We start from the raw sequence: 17158 nt of genomic DNA, 5'->3' as shown, positions 1-17158 counted from the left end.
AGCTCACCTCTTTACTTTGCTTCAAACTGCTGCCTGCACTCTTTGATCGCAGTGATCAGCATGTCTTCCGCTTCTTTTCCAAGCTCCTTTGTCTCCCGGATCGAACGGAACACATCCGGATACTTGGTGTCGATCAATTCAAACAGCTCCTTCTGGAAGTCCAGGATATCTTCAACCTTAATCTCCAAAAGATATTTTCTGGTAGCCGCATAGATAATAACCACCTGCTGTTCTACCGGAAGCGGCTGATACTGAGGCTGCTTGAGCACTTCCTTGATCCTCTCACCCTGTGCCAGACGTTCTTTGGTGTCATCATCGAGTTCTGAACCGAACTGTGCAAAGGCTGCGAGCTCCCTGTACTGTGCAAGGTCAGTACGGATCGGGCCTGCAATCTTTTTCATCGCTTTAATCTGTGCCGCACCGCCTACCCTGGATACAGAAAGCCCCGCATTGATCGCAGGACGGAATCCCGCATTGAACATCTCGGTCTCCAGGTAAATCTGTCCGTCCGTGATGGAAATAACGTTGGTCGGAATATAGGCAGATACATCTCCTGCCTGGGTCTCAATGAGCGGAAGGGCTGTCAGAGAACCTCCTCCCAGTTCATCGGATAACTTGGCTGCCCGTTCCAGAAGCCTTGAGTGAAGATAAAAGACGTCTCCCGGATAAGCCTCCCGTCCCGGCGGTCTCCGAAGCAGCAGGGACAGGGTACGGTATGCGGTGGCATGCTTGCTCAAGTCATCATAGATGACAAGAACATCTTCCCCTTTCTCCATCCACTCTTCCCCGATGGCACATCCTGCGTATGGGGCGATATACTGGAGTGGTGCCAGCTCACTTGCGGTAGATGCCACCACTGTGGTGTAATCCATGGCTCCGTACTCTTCCAGTGTCTTTACGATATTGGCTACGGTCGACGACTTCTGTCCGATGGCTACATAAATACAGTGAACCCCCTCACCTTTCTGATTAATAATTGTATCAACCGCGATGGCAGTCTTTCCGGTCTGCCGATCGCCGATGATCAGCTCCCTCTGCCCGCGTCCGATCGGCACCATGGCATCGATCGCTTTGATTCCTGTCTGAAGCGGAGTATCTACGGATTTTCTTGAGATAACTCCTGATGCAACTCTTTCTATTGGACGGTACTTTTCTGTCTCGATCGGACCTTTTCCGTCAATCGGCTGTCCCAGAGAATTCACAACACGTCCGGTCATCGCGTCACCTACCGGCACTTCCACGACTCTTCCGGTCGTCTTTACGACATCCCCTTCACTGATGTTTTTCTGATCTCCCAGCAGTACGGCTCCGACGTTGTCTTCCTCAAGGTTCAGCACCATTCCGTATACTTCCCCCGGGAATTCTAAAAGTTCTCCCTGCATGGCCTCATCAAGACCATGGATTCTTGCAATTCCGTCGGCTACCTGAATCACGGTTCCAATATCAGAGGTTTCAAGCTTGGTAGAGTATTGTTTGATCTGCTCTTTAATGACAGAACTGATCTCTTCTGGCCTTAAATTCATTTTGCTTTTTTGCCTCCTTGCCTATAATCACAACTGTATTTTTGACAGACTCTTTCCCATGGTCTGAAGCTTCGTCCTTATGGAACTGTCGATGACCCTGTCGTCGAGCCGCAGCACCAGCCCTCCGATCAGCCCCTCGTCTATCTCATAGTCCACTTCAAACTCCCTGTAATCTGTCAGTTCTTTCATTCGATCCACAATGTCCTTTTTCTGCCCTTCGGACAGTTCAAAAGCGGAGGCAACCTGAAGGCTCCCTATCCCCTCTTTCTTCTTCATCCGGCCGATCATATAGTCGAGAACAGACATTATGTCACGGTATCGGTCTTTTTTCACAATGACCAACAAAAAGCCCATCATGTCCTCAGAAATCCTGCCTTTAAATGCTGTCTCCAGGATCCGCATTTTTTCTTCTTTTACGATCTTGGGGTGGGAAAGCATCTGATTCAGCTCCCCGCTCTCCAAAAACACCCGGCGCACATTAAGGACTTCTTCTTTGACAGAGTCAAGATTTCCTTTCTCCTCTGCCAGCGAAAGATAGGCATCTCCATATGTTTTGCTGACTAGCTTCGCCATGTCTGATCACCCATCTCCTTTAAGGTCTCTTCCACAAGGGCATCCTGCTTTGCCGGATCGATCTTGTCTGTAATGATCTTGCCTGCCATAGCCACTGCCACCTGGATCATTTCCTGTTTCACCTGATCCCGGACCTTTTTCTTTTCCAGCTCGATCTCATTTTCCGCCCGCTCTGTGATCCTCAGTGCTTCCTGTCTGGCTCCCGAAACGATCTCCTCTTCCCTTTTCAGGGCTTTCTTTCTGGCCTGGCTTAAAATCTCATCGGCTTCTTTTTCTATATCCCTGATCTTTTCTTCATACTCAGCTTTCAGTCTGGCCGCCTCTTCTTTGTCGGCCGCCGCAGTATCCAGATCATGTGCGATTTTATTTTTACGGTCATTTAAAAGCTTCCTGACCGGTTCAAACAATACATAAGATAAAAAAGCAAACATGATAAAAACCGCGATTGCCTGGCATAAAACGTCAAATCCAAGCTGGATATCAAGTCCAAAGATTCTGTCCACGTCCTGTCCTCCTTTCCCTGAATTCTCTCCGGTTTGTCATTTCCCGACGGCTTCTGCCGCCGTTTTATTTCCCGGATTATAATTTAGCGAATAACGGGTTAGCGTATAACAGAATCAGGCCGATAACCAAACCATAAAGACCTGTGGTCTCTGCAACTGCCTGTCCAAGAAGCATCGTAGACATGATGTCTCCCTTGGCGCCCGGATTGCGTCCTACGGCTGCCGCACCCTGTCCTGCTGCGTATCCCTGTCCCACACCAGGTCCGATACCTGCGATCAGCGCAAGGCCCGCTCCGATTGCTGAACAACCTAATACAAATGCTTCACTTGAAATATTCATAAGAAAATCCTCCTAAAAATAAAATTATTCTTTTTATTGCTCTTGATAGTTTCTTCCGGTTTACGCGTTCCTCTTGTCTGCGATAAATGTCATGGTCAGCATGGCAAAGACAAAGGTCTGGATCGCACCGGAAAACAAGTCAAAATATACATGCAGAAATGCCGGAAGTCCCAGCTTCGCAAAGATCGGAAGCAGGCCGTACCACAGCGAAAGCATGATGGTCCCTGCCATGATGTTTCCGAACAGACGCAGCGACAGCGACACCGGAGTTGCAAACTCACCGATGACATTGACCGGAAACAGCACCGGAATCGGCTGAAACAGGTCCGTAAACATGCGGAACTTCCTCGTCTTAAATGCGCTGTACTGGATCATCACAAAGGTGATCAGTGCCAGAGACAAAGTAGTCCCATAATCGGCCGTCGGCGCCCGGAGCCCAAAAAGCCCCGATGTGTTGGCAATAAAGATGAAAAACATGATGCTTCCGATATAGTTGGCAAACGGCTTCCAGTGTTTTCCCATGGTGCTCTTCACCAGCTTATCCAGCATTTCCACCACCAGTTCCACTGCATTGGCAAGACCGCTGGGCTTTTCATAATCTTTCATGATACTCCGCCTCGCGATCAGGGCCAGCGCCATGATAAAGAGCATCACGATCAGTGTTGTCACATGTGTGGTGGTGATCCATACCTTATGCCCGAAAAAATTCAATGGTATCAGCCCGTGCACCATGAAGTCCACATCATTTCCCGATGCGGCAGCCAACATGGGGGCCTGAATCATTCCCATAGCATTCCCTCCTTTTTAATCCATTCTACTTTTTACTTCTTCGTTCCTGCCGGATCGTTTTTCCGATACACGGCGGTGGATCAATGGCTGCAGATATGCCGCTATCTTAATCCCCAAAACTCCAAGTATGATCCCTGAAAATGTCAGCATATGGATCTTAATCCCAACGGCTGCCGCAAGGACAGTCAGGAACTTGCGGACCAGAGTCCGCCTTACCATATACTTATTTGCAGATTCAGGATCCAGATCCAGTGCAGTATCAATGGTCAGATACATATTCAGGATCAGACAGGCCGCAAGAAACAGCCCCGCAAGGATCCCTCCCAGAAAATACAGAGATCCCCCTGATGTGACCATGCCGGCTGCACCGGCCGCCGCACCGTAGATCCCCAATCCGGCCAGCAATTCCAAGAGGACAGGATTGATCTCTTTAAGCTCTTCTATTATCATCACCCTCCTCGTCTTCACTGACATTCCTTATGAGTTTCCAGGCACCGCTTAGTCCTCCTCCAATGCCCAGAATCAATAACGGGATAAAAAAATGGGTAGAAAACTTTCGGTCCAGCCAAAGGCCTAAAAACATGCACAGAAATGTCGATGTCAGAATCGTGATTCCCAGCTGTGTTATCAAAGATAATGAGCGGACAATGTCCTTATTGATCTTCATAAAGACCTCCTTGAAAAAGTTTCTATCCACACTTTGTAATTATATCATCCAAAACATATTATGGCTAGGAAAAAAGCTTCGTACAGTAGCTATTATTTCCATATTTATCTGGTATTTATTCTCTTTCTTGTTTTCTGAACAAAAAAGCATACGGCACAGAAGCCGCGCGTGCTGTCCATGCCGTATAATATCTCCTGAAAATTTAATCCTCGATCATATTGATCCTGCGGATATGACGCTCATCGTTAGAAAACTTTGTCTCCAAAAATGTGTCCACGATATCCAGTGCCAGGCCTTCTCCGGTAACTCTTGCCCCCAGCGCCAGAATGTTGGCGTTGTTATGTTCTCTTGTGGCTCTTGCGCTGAATGTATCTGCGCACAGCGCTGCCCGGATGCCTTTGATCTTATTGGCAGTGATGGAAATGCCGATGCCTGTTCCGCAGATCAGAATCCCCTGTTTCACTTCGTCCTTCAGTATACCCTCAGCCACTGCTTTCGCGTATACCGGGTAATCACAAGATTCCTCTGAGTAGCATCCGTAGTCTTTTACCGCGTGCCCCTTTTCCTCCAGGTGCTTAATAACCGCCTGTTTCAGCGCATACCCGCCGTGGTCGCATCCAATACCTATCATTTCATTTCCTCCTAACTTATGGTTCCAGATTTTATGGATTAATTGTGTAATCTGTACAAAGCAATGTTCATAGTCTTCGTCATCCATCCCGTAAGGATCAATGACCGCCCCCTCATGGTTGGCATACTCGTTGATGGTGGCCACTTCCTTATATCCATGATAGTCTTCCAGTACTTTTTCCTTCTGCTTATCATTCATAGTGAGAATCAGATCACTAGTCTCCACATCTTCCTGCGTAAGCTGGGATGCTTTGAAATCTACGATCTCAATCCCGCTCTTCCTGACCAGATCTGCTGCTTTTGTGTGTACCGGCTCCGGAAATAATACGACAAGTCCCTTGGACTCCACCTGGATGTCTCTTCTGTGGGCGTCTTTTAAATATTTCCGCAGCACCGATTCCGCAATAAAACTGCGGCAGGTGTTGTTCGTACTTACAAATATAATTTTTTTCAAACTAATCTCCTTTTAAACACGGATCACCTGATGTCCCGCTGCTTTAGCCAGACGGTTCATCACCGCTTCTTCATACTCTTCACCTTCAAATCCTTCTGAAAAGATCACGTCCACGTCTATGTGGTCAAACTCTCTCAGCACGTCATAGAGGTTTGCCGTCACTGTCTCCATATGGCTGCGGCTTCCCACAGAGATCACCTCATCTGCATCGTAATCGCCCATTGTCTCTTCAGTGGCGATAACTCCGGTCTTCATGCCCTGCTCCCGGCAGTCATGGACCCTTTTGGTGATCTCCTTTACAACTTTCTCTATGTCCTCCCCAAGGATAAGAATCAGCTGAGCTTTCGGCGCATAATGCTTGTACTTCATTCCGGGTGCCTTGGGCACTGTATCCTCTTTGACTGACGGAGTGCTCATCAGCACCTCTGTCAAAAGAGTCTTCTCGAGTTCATCTTTTGTAATCTTTCCCGGCCTTAAAATGACCGGTACTTCTCCGGTAAAATCAACGATCGTCGATTCGACACCGACCTCTACTTTCCCACCGTCCAATACCATCGGGATCTTCCCGTCCAGGTCTTCTACCACATGTTCCGCCTTTGTCGGACTGGGCCTTCCCGAAGTGTTGGCGCTGGGCGCGGCCACAGGAACACCCGTCTCTCTCAGCAGGGCCAATGCCGCAGGATGACTGGGCATCCGGACGGCTACGGAATCGAGTCCCCCGGTAACCCGGTACGGAACCCTGTCGCTTTTGGGCAGGATCACGGTCAGCGGACCCGGCCAGAAAACTTCCATCGCTTTTTTGGCCGGCCCCGGTACGCAGGATGCGATCTCATCGATCATCTCCATGCTCCCGATATGTAGGATGAGAGGATTGTCAGACGGTCTCCCTTTTGCCTCGTAGATTTTGGAAGCAGCCTCTTCCATCCAGCCACTGCCTCCAAGTCCATAGACTGTCTCCGTGGGAAAAGCTACCAGCTTCCCCTCCCGAAGAAGCCCGGCAGCTTCCCGGATCGCTTCCTTATTGTCCTTGTTCTCAACGTTTCTCACAATTGTCTTCATAAAACCCATCCTTCTTCTGAGAAAAACCTATTAATAATTATTATAACAAACTTTTGCTGAAAAATAAAGCAAGGAGTTTTCCGCCATAAATCATAAACCTGCTGCTTGGCTGAATATAATACTTTAATTATCACAAAGAGGTTTGATATATGGTTCAAATATTTACTCTGATCAGCCGTCTGAATAATGCATTCAATTCCTTTATCTGGGGAACTCCTATGCTGGCCTGTTTTTTAGGTGTCGGTCTGATGTTTACGCTTAGAACAAAATGCTTCCAGTTAAGACATTTTCGATTGTGGATTTCTTCCACGCTCTTGTCCTCTTTGAAAAAATCCGAGGTAAGAAAAACAAAAGATTCCGCTTCTATCTCGCAGTTTCAGTCTCTCTGCACTGCCCTGGCCGGGACCCTGGGAACCGGAAATATCGCCGGGGTTGCCACTGCCATCACTGCCGGAGGGCCCGGAGCCATCTTCTGGATGTGGATTTCTTCCATCCTGGGAATGATGACACATTATGCGGAAATCACACTCGGAATGAAATACCGTTACCGGGACAAAAACGGGAAATGGGCCGGAGGTGCCATGGTCTATATGGAACGGGGTCTCGGCGCAAAATGGCTGGCCGCTCTGTTTGCAGCATTCTGCCTTCTCGCTTCTCTCGGGATCGGAAACATGACACAGGCAAACTCTATGGCATCCGCACTCTCTTCTGCTTTTTCAATCTCCCCAGTAATCACAGGTCTTGTCACCCTGTTCATGGTAGGTTTTGTCATAATGGGAGGAATCAAACGGATCGCCGGCGTGACAGAAAAAATCATCCCGGTAATGGCTGCTTTATTCACACTGGGCTGTATTGTTATTATTTTTGTCCACATAGACCGGCTTCCATCTACCATCCATTCGATCCTTCACGGTGCTTTCTCACCAAAAGCCGCCGGAGGAGGCGTCCTTGGCTACGGGATCACCATTGCCATGAAAAAGGGAATCTCCCGCGGAGTCTTCTCCAATGAGGCAGGATTGGGAAGTTCCGTCACCGTACATACAAATTCCGATGCAAAAGAACCCGTAGTCCAGGGCATGTGGGGTATCTTTGAAGTATTTACCGACACCGTTGTGATGTGTACGATCACAGCCCTTACCATCCTCACTTCCGGCGTCTATGACGAGGGAACTTATCTAAAAGCCATGGCTCTGGACGCGGCCCAGGGCACTACAATCCATTTTGATTCACTGCCCAATGGAGTCCCCCTGACCAGCGCTGCCTTCTCCACAGTCTTCGGCTCCTGGGGCTCTGCCTTCGTATCCATCGCCATCGTATTCTTCGCATTTGCCACCCTCATCGGCTGGTCCTTTTACGGCGAGACGGCGGCTGCCTATTTATTTGGAAAAAAAGCCGTCACAAATTATAAACTTGTCTTTCTTTATTTTATATTTTTAGGCTCCATCCTGCACCTGTCCTTTGTCTGGAACCTCTCGGATACCTTTAACGGCTTGATGGCCATACCGAATCTGATCTCCATCACACTGCTGTCGGACCAAGTCGTAAAAATGACCAGCGAATACCTGGGACGTTCCGATTTTAAACGATAGTTTTTACCACTATTGGAGGAACGCATTTTAAAACGTGACAGAAATAATGGTAAAAAAACTCATTCATATATCAGGCCTTCTTCTGAATATAATATTACAAAAGTCCTGAGGTCTCCAAATGAAATATCGCAAACAACTTTTAGGGGGTGCAATCTTCTGTATCATCGTCCTGCTCTATATTTCCTCGATCACCCTTCCCATCTTTGTAAACCAGACGATTGGGAAACAGAATGTCATCATCATCGATCCCGGACACGGCGGCAATGATCCCGGCAAAGTCGGCAGCGGAGATGTGCTGGAAAAAGACATCAATCTGGCCATATCAAAAAAATTAAAAACGATCCTGGAGAAAAAAAAATTCAAGGTAAAAATGACCAGGGACGGCGACTACAATCTGGCCACCAGCACGACCAATGTAAAAGTTTCCGATCTCTCCAACAGGAAGCAGATCATCTTTGATGCCGAGCCGGTCCTTGTGGTGAGTGTTCATCAGAACAGCTATCCCAGCGGTGAAGTGCACGGTGCACAGGTATTTTACTATCAGGGTTCTCAAAAAGGAAAACAGCTTGCCGACTGCGTGCAAAGTTCTCTGGTGGAAAATTTGGATCCAGACAACCACAGAGTGGCAAAAGCAAACAGCGATTACTTCCTTCTTCGGGATAATCCTTATGTGACTGTCATCGCAGAGTGCGGTTTTTTAAGCAATGAAGAAGAAAAGCAGAAACTTGAGGATAAAGCCTATCAGGAAAAAGCAGCACAGGCCATCTATAAGGGAATTCAATCCTATTTAAGCCAAGAGAAATAATCCCTTGGCTTAATTGAGATACTACTGGTATAGATGACGCATTGTTTAATGATTGGTTACTTTTTGATAGTAGACGGCACAGATCTCCCCTTTCTCATCATCAATGAAGTCTTTCATGTAGGAATCATCTTCCTCAAGCATAAGATCCATTTGTTCCTGATTGCTGTTGTCTACGGGTATTCCATCGACCTGGACTGCCAATCCAAGTTCTAAATAATCCAATAAATCACTGCGATGTCCCATGATAATCTCCATTCTGAAATGTTTGTGAAATGAGCCAGAAAAGTGCTATGATATATAAATTTAAGACACTGCCGAAAAGGCAGTGAAGATGCGGCGCCTCAGCGCAGGAAAGAGCTCTTTTCCATATGCTGTAAGTTTATAATATCAAATTCTGTAAATAATTTCAAGTATTTCTGTATATTTTTGTAAGTTGTTCAGAAACACTTTACACATATGCATTCAGATACTATACTATAATATAAAGTAAGGGAGTGATGACTATGAAGATAGAACGAATTAGTGACAATCAAATCCGATGTACTTTGAATAAAGCTGACCTTGCTGGAAAAGAGACACTGCTCAATGAACTGGCATTTGGTTCCGATAAGGCCAAAGGACTGTTCCGCGAACTGATGAAGAAAGCTTCTCAGGAATTAGGTTTTGAGACCAATAACATTCCTCTTATGGTAGAAGCGATCCCGGTCTCCCAGGAATGTCTGATCCTCGTCGTCACGAAAGTGGAAGACGCCGATCAGTTTAACGACCGTTACGAGAAATTAGTCAACTCAAAGCTTTCATCCGGCAATATGAATCTGGAAGATTCCGACGGAGTTCTCAATTTCCTTGACGATGCTTCTGACAGCGATCTGTCCGAACTGGCTGATGCAGTGCACCTGGCCATAATGGATTCCAATTGTGACGTATACTGCTTTTCTTCTCTGGAAGAAGTAGCTAATGCAGCAAAACTGGTGCTTAGCTTTCCGCATGAAAGCCGCTTATATAAAGATACCGAAAATAATTGTTATTATCTCTGCCTGTCTGCCGAGGACAACAAGTATGATTTTACGAAAGTCCGCAGCAGACTTTCAGAGTACAGCAAACGTATCCCAAATACTTATGCGACTAAGGCTTTATTTAATGAACATTTTCAAACCATCCTTTCTGAGGATGCGATCCGGCAGATAGCCGAATTTTAACTTAACATAACGAATAAAAAGGAATCCGCATCGTGTAATGCGGATTTCTTTTTTGTTTTTTGTTCTAAAAAAAAGACACAAAAAGAACTCTCCCATAATTTTCACATAAAAATACTATCAAATCCAAAAATAGTACAGGTTTTGGTTATATCTTTGTCCTGATATGATTAACTCATAGAGAAATCAAACAAGTTCAATATAAGAAAGGAAGTTTTTATTATGGTAAATGTAGGTATTATCGGGGCAGGAAGAATCGGAAGAGTACATGTAGAAAGCATCTGTACACAGGTTGGCAACGCAAAGGTTAAATCACTTGCAGATCCTTTTATGACAGAGGAAACAGCAGTATGGGCAAAAGAGATGGGCGTTGAAAAAACAACCAAGGATTACAAAGATATCTTGAATGATTCTGAAATTGATGCAGTGCTGATCTGTTCTTCCACAGATACACATTCTCCGATCTCCGTGGAAGCTATCAAGGCAGGAAAACATGTCTTCTGTGAAAAACCGATCGATCATGACGTAAAGAAGATTCAGGAAGTAATTGATGCTTTAAAAAACAGCAGTGTGAAATACCAGGTTGGCTTCAACCGCCGGTTTGACCACAACTTTGAAGCGGTCAGAGATGCAGTTGCTGCCGGAAAGATCGGTGAGACACAGATCATTAAAGTGACATCCAGAGATCCGGAACCGCCGAGTGCAGAATATGTAAAGGTATCCGGAGGAATGTTCTTAGACATGACAATCCATGACTTTGACATGGTACGTTTCCTCGCAGGATGCGATGCGGAAGAAGTTTACGTCGAGGCAGCTGTCCTGGTAGATCCGGCCATCGGCGAAGCAGGAGATGTAGACACCGCAGTCATTACCTTAAAAATGAAAAACGGTGCGATCGCAGTCATCGACAACTCCAGAAAAGCAGTTTACGGCTATGATCAGAGAGCTGAAGTATTCGGCTCAAAAGGAATGGTCGCAACAGCGAATGACTCCGCATCTTCAGCGGTCATCAGCAATGCAGAAGGAGTAACCGGAGAAAAACCTCTTTACTTCTTCCTGGAGCGCTACATGGCAGCTTACGCAAAAGAAATCAAATGCTTTATCGATGCCATCGAAAAAGACACAGAAACACCACTCGGAGTTATGGACGGACTTGAGCCGGTACTCATGGGGCTTGCGGCTAAAAAGTCACTGGAAGAACACCGCCCTGTAAAAATTTCTGAAATCACGGTATAAATAGGAATTTTTTCGATATACCAGATGAAATAAGGAGAAAAATAAATGGAAAAAAACTATGTCAAGGGCCACAAATTAAGCTGGGGAACCCGGATCTCTTATGCCGGCGGCGACGTGGCATGTAACGTGATCTTTGGAATGATCGGTACATTACTCACACTTTTTTATACGGATTATGTTGGGATCAATCCGGCTACTGTCGGACTGGTTATGCTTCTTTCCCGGCTGTTTGACGGGGTATCTGACCTGGTCATGGGTATTATCGTAGAGCGCACAAACTCAAAATGGGGAAAGTCAAGGCCGTGGATTCTTTGGATGAGCATACCATATGCGCTCTCCGCCGTCCTTCTTTTCACCGTGCCTCACACGACCGGAATCGTTCAGGCAGTTTACCTGTTTGTTACATATAACTTCTGTACCACAATCTGTTATACAGCCATCAATCTTCCTTACGGAAGTCTCTCTGCCATGATGACGAGAATTTCTTCCGAGAGGGATATGTTGAGTATTGTGAGGATGGGACTATCTCCAATCGGACGTATCGTAGCCGTAACTTTTACTCTCCCATTAGTAAAGCTTTTCGGAGACGATCAGGCCGCGTGGGTAAAGACCATGTCCATCTGGGCAGTTCTTGCATTGATACTGCTCATCAACTGTTTTCTGAAATGTAAAGAAACCGTTGTCATTGCGGCAAAAGAAAAAGTGAAAAGCGTTCCTCTGAAAGAAGGCCTGAAAGCCCTTGTAACAAACCAGTATTTCTGGGCAGTACTTGTGCTCTGGATGCTTCAGAGTGTATCCTTCGGTATCTCAGGGACAATTCTTCCTTACTATTGTAAATATATTTTCCACAATGATACCTGGATGTACAGTGCATTGTTTATGACAGAGACTCTGACTTTAGTAGGCTGTATCTTTGCATGCGCCCCGCTGATCGGGAAATTCGGCAAGAGAAATGTTGCATTTGCCGGAGCATTTATCGCACTGGCAGGACAGCTTCTGTTTTTCCTGAATCCGTACAGTTTTCCATGGATAGTCATGAGCTGTGTAACCCGCGCTATAGGCCTGGCCCCATTGAACGCAGCTGTATTTGGAATGGTCGGTGACGTAGTGGAATTCGGACAGTGGAAAACCCATGTCCGCCAGGAAAGTCTGATCTTCGCAGGCGGTTCCATCGGAACAAAGGTAGGCGCAGGTGTGGCATCCGCCGCCATGACCGGACTGCTCTCTCTGTCAGGCTATGTCAGTTCTGCTGCCGGTTCCGTGACACAGCCAGGTTCCGCACTGAATATGATCATCAACATTTACAAGATCGGCCCGGTACTCGTCGCAGCCCTTGCAGTCGTTACGCTTGCATTTTACAAGTTGGATAAACGATATGATTCTATTATGAAAGAATTGCTTGATCGTGAGGCCAGAGGAGAATTATAGACGAAAAGTTTCATAAAAAAGCACTATTCTTTGAAAGTGTATTCCCATATTGGCGAATTACAAAGAATAGTGCTTTCTTTTATGGACTATGAAAGCTTTAAGTTTTATTTACTCACTGTAATAATTACTTAGTCTCCACACTTTGTTTTTTTCTGACAAACACTGCCGTGGCCGGATTTGCTTTTCCTGATCCCTCAGGAATAAAAACAAGAAAATAACAAGTTTCTTGTCACGGTTATCTCTTATGCCGATGACAAAGAAGCCCTTATTTGCCTTTATAAGCTTACTTTGTTACCCTCACCTTAATTCTATAAGACTTTCCGGAAGTTCTGAGTTTCACTGTAATAGTGGCTTTCCCTTTTTTCAGCGCCTTGATATTTCCGTACTTACTTACCTTGACAACTTTCTTATTTGAAGAAGTAAATTTTAAAATAGAATAATCTAAATAGCCCTGTTTCTTCTTTTTAGAGACATAGATCCTCGTATAAATTTTTTTCTTCTTTCCCTTTTTTAATTTTATGTTCTTTTTTAAAGTTGTAATTTTTGTGATTTTGGAAGCTCTATATTTTACTTTTTTGTCTTTCCCCTTTCTTGGAATTTTCACCGCTGCGATTGCTCTGTACTCATATCCCCCAAGTTCCAATTTATTTTTCTTTAAATACGATGGTTTTTTTAATTTCGCAGGACATCCTTCAAATGCACATGTCTCTATAAATGTAACACTGTCCGGAATTGTGATTTTCTTTAGTAATTTACAGTTCCTAAACGCCCAAAATCTAATATTTTTTAACTTGGATGGAAGTTTTATGCTGGTAAGAGCCGTACATTCACGAAAAGCCTCATCATCTATATATTTTAAACCTTTACTCAAATTTACTGCTTTAAGTTTTTTACATTTATAAAAGGCCCTTTCTCCAATTCTTTGAATATTCTTGCCCATTTCGATTGTTTTAATATTACTTTCTGCTGCAAAATCATCTGGAATAGCATCCATTAATTTATTGCAAACAATTTTTTCTAAACTTGAGTTATTTGCAAAGGCATCTGATTGTATTTCTTTTACTGTTGACGGAATCGAATAGTTCTTGTTTGTTTTTGCTCTTGGATAGCAGACCAACTCACGTTTGTTTTTATCAAATAAAACTCCATCTGAAGAAGTATAATATGGATTCTCTTTTACTGCTTTTAACTCCTCTAAATGATTGATCTCTTTAAAATATCTGCCATACACATCTTTTATATTTTTTGATAATGTTATACTTTTCACCAAATCATTGTTTTTAAATAAGTCTTCTGAAATAGTCGTTACTTTTATATTATTAATTTGACTTGGCAATACAATATTTACTCCTTTTCCACTATATCCCGTAATATAAATGTACTTTTCTTTACTACCATTTGTCTGAATCTGATATGTATAATCTCCATACCTTAATTGAGACGCTTTTACACTAACCATTGGTGTATAAGAAAGCATTGAAAATAATAGCACTAGGCTCATGAAAATACTATAAAACTTTTTTCTAATCATTATTTATTCCTCCACATTCTTAAAATTTTTTGTTTAGTTTGTTTAAAAAGCACTTTTATTAATTGAGTATATGCATGCAGGGTCTGCCTTACTCTTATCACAAATACCGAAATAGACCAGATTCCCTTTTAACTGGATGCCTTCTGTTTCTGTGCTTTTCCCAAAATTCCCATTTATCGTACACCTAGATAACAATGAATTGGCTCCTACTCTTTGTATAACATAAATATAAGTAGAACCTATATAAGTCTTCTGTATGGCATTTTTTGATGGTAAATTTTGAATTTTGTAACGTAACGTTGCTGTTGCTTTTACATTATGATTAGCGGACGCTTTTGCAGCATAAGTCTCAACTTGCTGTTCAGGATGCTCCTCTAAATACTTTCTATATTTCTCCGGAGTATCAAAATCATCTTCTTCCATAATTCCTGGCACTCCATCATCAACATGTGTATCAAGATCTTCATTTGTATCTGCAGTTTCTGTATTTTTTGACTCATTCGCTGCCTGACTTGGCATTACATAACAAACAGTAAGCACTATTGCCATCGCCAAACAGAGCATAATTTTTATCAATTTTGTATATCTCAGTAAAGACTCTTACAACTGTTTTATATTTTTTCTTATATTTCTTCCAGTTCATCCAATACATCCATAAGATGCCGCCCGCTCTCTTGAGAAATATTATCCCCTACCAGTGTTTTAATAAGTCCTTGTCTTGACCCGTCATACCAAAAGCTGATCATCCTCTCTGCCTGCTCTTTCTTATGTTCTTCTTCGCTGATAGACGGTTTCATAATTAAGTTTCTTCCCTTCTTCTCGACTTCTATATATCCTTTTCCTTCTATCGTTGTCAGGTAGGTGTGTATCGTAGATCTTTTTATTTCCCAATCAAATATTTCTTTTAGTTCTTTCTGGAGATCTTGTAATGTCATCCCCCCGGGATTAGCCCATATACACTTCATAATCCATATTTCTCTGCTCGTTAAATCTCTTTCTATCATTAAAACATTTCTCCACAATATATTTATTTTATTCAACTTCTCAACAACTATTTTTACTATTATATCATGAAAGATTCTTTTTTTCAAGTAATTGGATTTTAATAAGAAAAATACAAAAAACCGATCCTGCAATATTTTGCAGGACCGGTCTCTCCTTAGCACATTCTGTTTATTTTGTACTCTTCTCAAACGCCTTCATAATAAGCACCGCCACATAAGCTCCCGGATCTTCAAGGCTTCTGGAAGCCTCTCCCCTGGTTGCGGCGCGTCCGTGAACCGCAAGCATAGTAGTCGTACTCTTAAATCCGTCCTCTGCTGCTTTCACTGCACCGGCTGCCATCTCTTCCAAGGGAGCACCCAATGCCGCAGCGGCATTCAGACTTTCCACCGCCGGGTGGATACCGTCAATGAACGTCTTTTCTCCCACTTTGGCTTTTCCGCGGTTTGCAACACCTGCTTCATAGGCCTCAAAAATCTTTGCCACATCGGCATTTTCAAGCGTTTCCGTACCCTTCAGGACTTTGCCCGCCTGCATCAGGCCGGACGCCATCAGTGTACCCATCGTAGACGGCACGGCAGATGCCATGGCCTTTCCGGCCTGGTATAAAAGCTTTCCGGCATCTGTAACGGACCCATCCGCAGCTTTCTCATAGGCAGCCTTGAATCCATCTCCCATCGTAAGTCCCAGGTCACCGTCTCCCACAATGCTGTCCATCTCAATCAGGTGATCCCTGTTTTCTGCCATGATGTCACTGATTTCTTTCAAAAGCCTGATTAAATAACTGTTATCCATTCCTAATTCTGCCTCCTCACTTACTGGCGGAAGAACGGTGTCTTCGCATCACTGTCCAGCATTTCTTTGAGCTCATCATCCAGCTTCAGAAGAGAGATTGAAAATCCTGCCATCTCCAGTGCTGTGGCATACTCTCCCACATAATATCTGTGAACACTGATTCCCTTTTCTGAGAGCACCTTATCGATGCGGCGGGTCACAATATACTGTTCATCTAAAGTGGTGGCTCCAAGGCCGTTTACGAGGACAGCCACCTCATCGCCGCTCTCATAAGGAAGATCCGCAACGATCTGGCCTAACATCTCATCTACAATCTGGTCCGCCGGCTCAATTTTTCCCCGTCTGATACCGGTCTCTCCGTGGATGCCCATGCCGATCTCCATCTCATCTTCGCCGATGGAGAATCCTGCTTTACCAACTCTCGGCACCACACAAGGGGTAAGAGCGACTCCCATAGTCCGAACATTGGCATTGGCTTTGTCTGCAATTCTCTTTACATTGTCCAGATCCATCATTTTATCTGCTGCAGCTCCTGCACACTTAAATACAAAGAAAATACCTGCCACTCCCCGGCGGGTGCTCTTCTCCCCCGGTGCGGAAGGACCGGCAGAAGCCACGTCATCGGCTCCGAGAACGGTCTCCACACGGATATCCTCTTCCATGTCTGCCATCTCGGCCGCCATATCAAAGTTAAAGATATCTCCGTTGTAATTTCCGTAAATATAGAGCACGCCTGCCCCGCTGTCAATCTCTTTTGTCACGGCAAGCATCTGATCTGCACTCGGAGATTGAAATACGTCACCCACGCAGCAGCCGTCCAGCATGCCTTCTCCAACATAGCCAAGGAACAAAGGAAGATGACCGGAACCGCCTCCTGTGGCGATGCCGACTTTTCCTTCTTTTTTGTGTTTAGACACAAGGCACTGAAGGTCACCGTCTGTGCAGGTCACCATGTCTTCATGTGCGATATAGATGCCGCTGAGCATCTCCTTTAAATAATTGTCCGGCTCATTGATAATTTTCTTCATCTCTCACACT

General features: G+C 44.7%; 20 protein-coding genes. 5 read left to right on the top strand and 15 right to left on the bottom strand.

Annotated elements, in window-relative coordinates:
- Positions 1-11 precede the first annotated feature (11 nt).
- From atpA to CI597_RS11060, 9 genes are all read right to left on the bottom strand, one after another.
- Positions 12-1523, bottom strand: a complete 1512-nt coding sequence (atpA, locus tag CI597_RS11100) for a F0F1 ATP synthase subunit alpha (RefSeq protein ID WP_095142948.1) — start codon at positions 1521-1523, stop codon at positions 12-14.
- 27 nt (positions 1524-1550) lie between these two features.
- On the bottom strand, positions 1551-2096 hold the full coding sequence (gene atpH / locus CI597_RS11095) for an ATP synthase F1 subunit delta (RefSeq protein WP_024728737.1): 546 nt from the start codon (positions 2094-2096) through the stop codon (positions 1551-1553).
- Positions 2084-2599, bottom strand: coding sequence for a F0F1 ATP synthase subunit B (atpF, locus tag CI597_RS11090; protein ID WP_024728738.1), 516 nt, complete (start codon positions 2597-2599; stop codon positions 2084-2086). The genes atpH and atpF overlap by 13 nt, the downstream gene beginning before the upstream one ends.
- A gap of 76 nt (positions 2600-2675) precedes the next feature.
- Positions 2676-2939 (bottom strand): ATP synthase F0 subunit C, encoded by a 264-nt coding sequence (gene atpE, locus CI597_RS11085; RefSeq protein ID WP_006567604.1) that lies wholly within the window; start codon positions 2937-2939, stop codon positions 2676-2678.
- 60 nt (positions 2940-2999) lie between these two features.
- On the bottom strand, positions 3000-3728 hold the full coding sequence (gene atpB, locus CI597_RS11080; RefSeq protein WP_024728740.1) for a F0F1 ATP synthase subunit A: 729 nt from the start codon (positions 3726-3728) through the stop codon (positions 3000-3002).
- Between the two features lie 15 nt (positions 3729-3743).
- On the bottom strand, positions 3744-4178 hold the full coding sequence (locus CI597_RS11075) for a hypothetical protein (RefSeq protein WP_024728741.1): 435 nt from the start codon (positions 4176-4178) through the stop codon (positions 3744-3746).
- The gene (locus tag CI597_RS11070; protein WP_024728742.1) at positions 4159-4395 is read right to left on the bottom strand and encodes an AtpZ/AtpI family protein; all 237 of its coding nucleotides are present in this window, start codon (positions 4393-4395) and stop codon (positions 4159-4161) included. The genes CI597_RS11075 and CI597_RS11070 overlap by 20 nt, the downstream gene beginning before the upstream one ends.
- Before the next feature lie 202 nt (positions 4396-4597).
- Complete coding sequence (rpiB, locus tag CI597_RS11065; protein ID WP_081723900.1) at positions 4598-5479, bottom strand: ribose 5-phosphate isomerase B; 882 nt, start codon at positions 5477-5479, stop codon at positions 4598-4600.
- Between the two features lie 12 nt (positions 5480-5491).
- The gene (locus CI597_RS11060) at positions 5492-6547 is read right to left on the bottom strand and encodes an L-threonylcarbamoyladenylate synthase (protein WP_081723901.1); all 1056 of its coding nucleotides are present in this window, start codon (positions 6545-6547) and stop codon (positions 5492-5494) included.
- Between the two features lie 140 nt (positions 6548-6687).
- Here CI597_RS11060 and CI597_RS11055 point away from each other — a divergent pair, with 140 nt between their 5' ends.
- Both CI597_RS11055 and CI597_RS11050 read left to right on the top strand, forming a co-directional pair.
- Positions 6688-8127 carry an alanine/glycine:cation symporter family protein gene (locus CI597_RS11055; protein ID WP_024728745.1) on the top strand — a complete coding sequence of 480 codons (1440 nt, stop codon included), beginning with the start codon at positions 6688-6690 and terminating at the stop codon, positions 8125-8127.
- A 118-nt stretch (positions 8128-8245) separates the two neighbouring features.
- A complete protein-coding gene (locus CI597_RS11050; RefSeq protein WP_024728746.1) occupies positions 8246-8932 on the top strand; it encodes an N-acetylmuramoyl-L-alanine amidase in 687 nt (228 codons plus the stop codon).
- A 45-nt stretch (positions 8933-8977) separates the two neighbouring features.
- On the opposite strand, the gene CI597_RS11045 is transcribed toward CI597_RS11050, so the two are convergent.
- Positions 8978-9175 carry a hypothetical protein gene (locus tag CI597_RS11045; RefSeq protein WP_022261266.1) on the bottom strand — a complete coding sequence of 66 codons (198 nt, stop codon included), beginning with the start codon at positions 9173-9175 and terminating at the stop codon, positions 8978-8980.
- A 260-nt stretch (positions 9176-9435) separates the two neighbouring features.
- Between CI597_RS11045 and CI597_RS11040 the strand changes: the two genes are divergently transcribed.
- The 3 genes from CI597_RS11040 to CI597_RS11030 all read left to right on the top strand — a co-directional run bounded on the left by CI597_RS11040 (position 9436) and on the right by CI597_RS11030 (position 12792).
- Complete coding sequence (locus CI597_RS11040) at positions 9436-10131, top strand: adaptor protein MecA (protein ID WP_235824607.1); 696 nt, start codon at positions 9436-9438, stop codon at positions 10129-10131.
- Positions 10132-10350: 219 nt separating this feature from the next.
- Complete coding sequence (iolG, locus tag CI597_RS11035) at positions 10351-11364, top strand: inositol 2-dehydrogenase (RefSeq protein WP_024728748.1); 1014 nt, start codon at positions 10351-10353, stop codon at positions 11362-11364.
- A 45-nt stretch (positions 11365-11409) separates the two neighbouring features.
- On the top strand, positions 11410-12792 hold the full coding sequence (locus CI597_RS11030) for an MFS transporter (RefSeq protein ID WP_024728749.1): 1383 nt from the start codon (positions 11410-11412) through the stop codon (positions 12790-12792).
- Positions 12793-13075: 283 nt separating this feature from the next.
- On the opposite strand, the gene CI597_RS11025 is transcribed toward CI597_RS11030, so the two are convergent.
- Genes CI597_RS11025 through CI597_RS11005 form a run of 5 tightly spaced genes read right to left on the bottom strand, consistent with a single transcriptional unit; the run spans position 13076 to position 17148 of the window.
- A complete protein-coding gene (locus CI597_RS11025; protein ID WP_024728750.1) occupies positions 13076-14323 on the bottom strand; it encodes a leucine-rich repeat protein in 1248 nt (415 codons plus the stop codon).
- A gap of 42 nt (positions 14324-14365) precedes the next feature.
- Positions 14366-14899, bottom strand: coding sequence for a hypothetical protein (locus tag CI597_RS11020; protein WP_143266083.1), 534 nt, complete (start codon positions 14897-14899; stop codon positions 14366-14368).
- 47 nt (positions 14900-14946) lie between these two features.
- Entirely contained in the window at positions 14947-15516 is a 570-nt protein-coding gene (locus CI597_RS11015) for a BlaI/MecI/CopY family transcriptional regulator (RefSeq protein ID WP_143266082.1), read from the bottom strand.
- A complete protein-coding gene (locus CI597_RS11010) occupies positions 15497-16120 on the bottom strand; it encodes a DAK2 domain-containing protein (protein WP_024728753.1) in 624 nt (207 codons plus the stop codon). The genes CI597_RS11015 and CI597_RS11010 overlap by 20 nt, the downstream gene beginning before the upstream one ends.
- Before the next feature lie 20 nt (positions 16121-16140).
- A complete protein-coding gene (locus tag CI597_RS11005; RefSeq protein WP_024728754.1) occupies positions 16141-17148 on the bottom strand; it encodes a dihydroxyacetone kinase subunit DhaK in 1008 nt (335 codons plus the stop codon).
- Positions 17149-17158: the final 10 nt, after the last annotated feature.

The organism is Anaerostipes hominis (ex Lee et al. 2021), assembly GCF_002270485.1.
GTDB lineage: Bacteria > Bacillota > Clostridia > Lachnospirales > Lachnospiraceae > Anaerostipes > Anaerostipes hominis.
This window is presented reverse-complemented; position numbering and strand designations above follow the sequence as displayed.

Bases quoted from the DNA above. Each gene is read 5' to 3' on its own strand.
- atpA (WP_095142948.1), bottom strand. From the start codon at position 1,523: ATGAATTTAAGGCCAGAAGAGATCAGTTCTGTCATTAAAGAGCAGATC.
- atpH (WP_024728737.1), bottom strand. From the start codon at position 2,096: ATGGCGAAGCTAGTCAGCAAAACATATGGAGATGCCTATCTTTCGCTG.
- atpE (WP_006567604.1), bottom strand. From the start codon at position 2,939: ATGAATATTTCAAGTGAAGCATTTGTATTAGGTTGTTCAGCAATCGGA.
- atpB (WP_024728740.1), bottom strand. From the start codon at position 3,728: ATGGGAATGATTCAGGCCCCCATGTTGGCTGCCGCATCGGGAAATGAT.
- CI597_RS11075 (WP_024728741.1), bottom strand. From the start codon at position 4,178: ATGATAATAGAAGAGCTTAAAGAGATCAATCCTGTCCTCTTGGAATTG.
- CI597_RS11070 (WP_024728742.1), bottom strand. From the start codon at position 4,395: ATGAAGATCAATAAGGACATTGTCCGCTCATTATCTTTGATAACACAG.
- CI597_RS11060 (WP_081723901.1), bottom strand. From the start codon at position 6,547: ATGGGTTTTATGAAGACAATTGTGAGAAACGTTGAGAACAAGGACAAT.
- CI597_RS11055 (WP_024728745.1), top strand. From the start codon at position 6,688: ATGGTTCAAATATTTACTCTGATCAGCCGTCTGAATAATGCATTCAAT.
- CI597_RS11050 (WP_024728746.1), top strand. From the start codon at position 8,246: ATGAAATATCGCAAACAACTTTTAGGGGGTGCAATCTTCTGTATCATC.
- CI597_RS11045 (WP_022261266.1), bottom strand. From the start codon at position 9,175: ATGGGACATCGCAGTGATTTATTGGATTATTTAGAACTTGGATTGGCA.
- CI597_RS11040 (WP_235824607.1), top strand. From the start codon at position 9,436: ATGAAGATAGAACGAATTAGTGACAATCAAATCCGATGTACTTTGAAT.
- iolG (WP_024728748.1), top strand. From the start codon at position 10,351: ATGGTAAATGTAGGTATTATCGGGGCAGGAAGAATCGGAAGAGTACAT.
- CI597_RS11030 (WP_024728749.1), top strand. From the start codon at position 11,410: ATGGAAAAAAACTATGTCAAGGGCCACAAATTAAGCTGGGGAACCCGG.
- CI597_RS11025 (WP_024728750.1), bottom strand. From the start codon at position 14,323: ATGATTAGAAAAAAGTTTTATAGTATTTTCATGAGCCTAGTGCTATTA.
- CI597_RS11010 (WP_024728753.1), bottom strand. From the start codon at position 16,120: ATGGATAACAGTTATTTAATCAGGCTTTTGAAAGAAATCAGTGACATC.
- CI597_RS11005 (WP_024728754.1), bottom strand. From the start codon at position 17,148: ATGAAGAAAATTATCAATGAGCCGGACAATTATTTAAAGGAGATGCTC.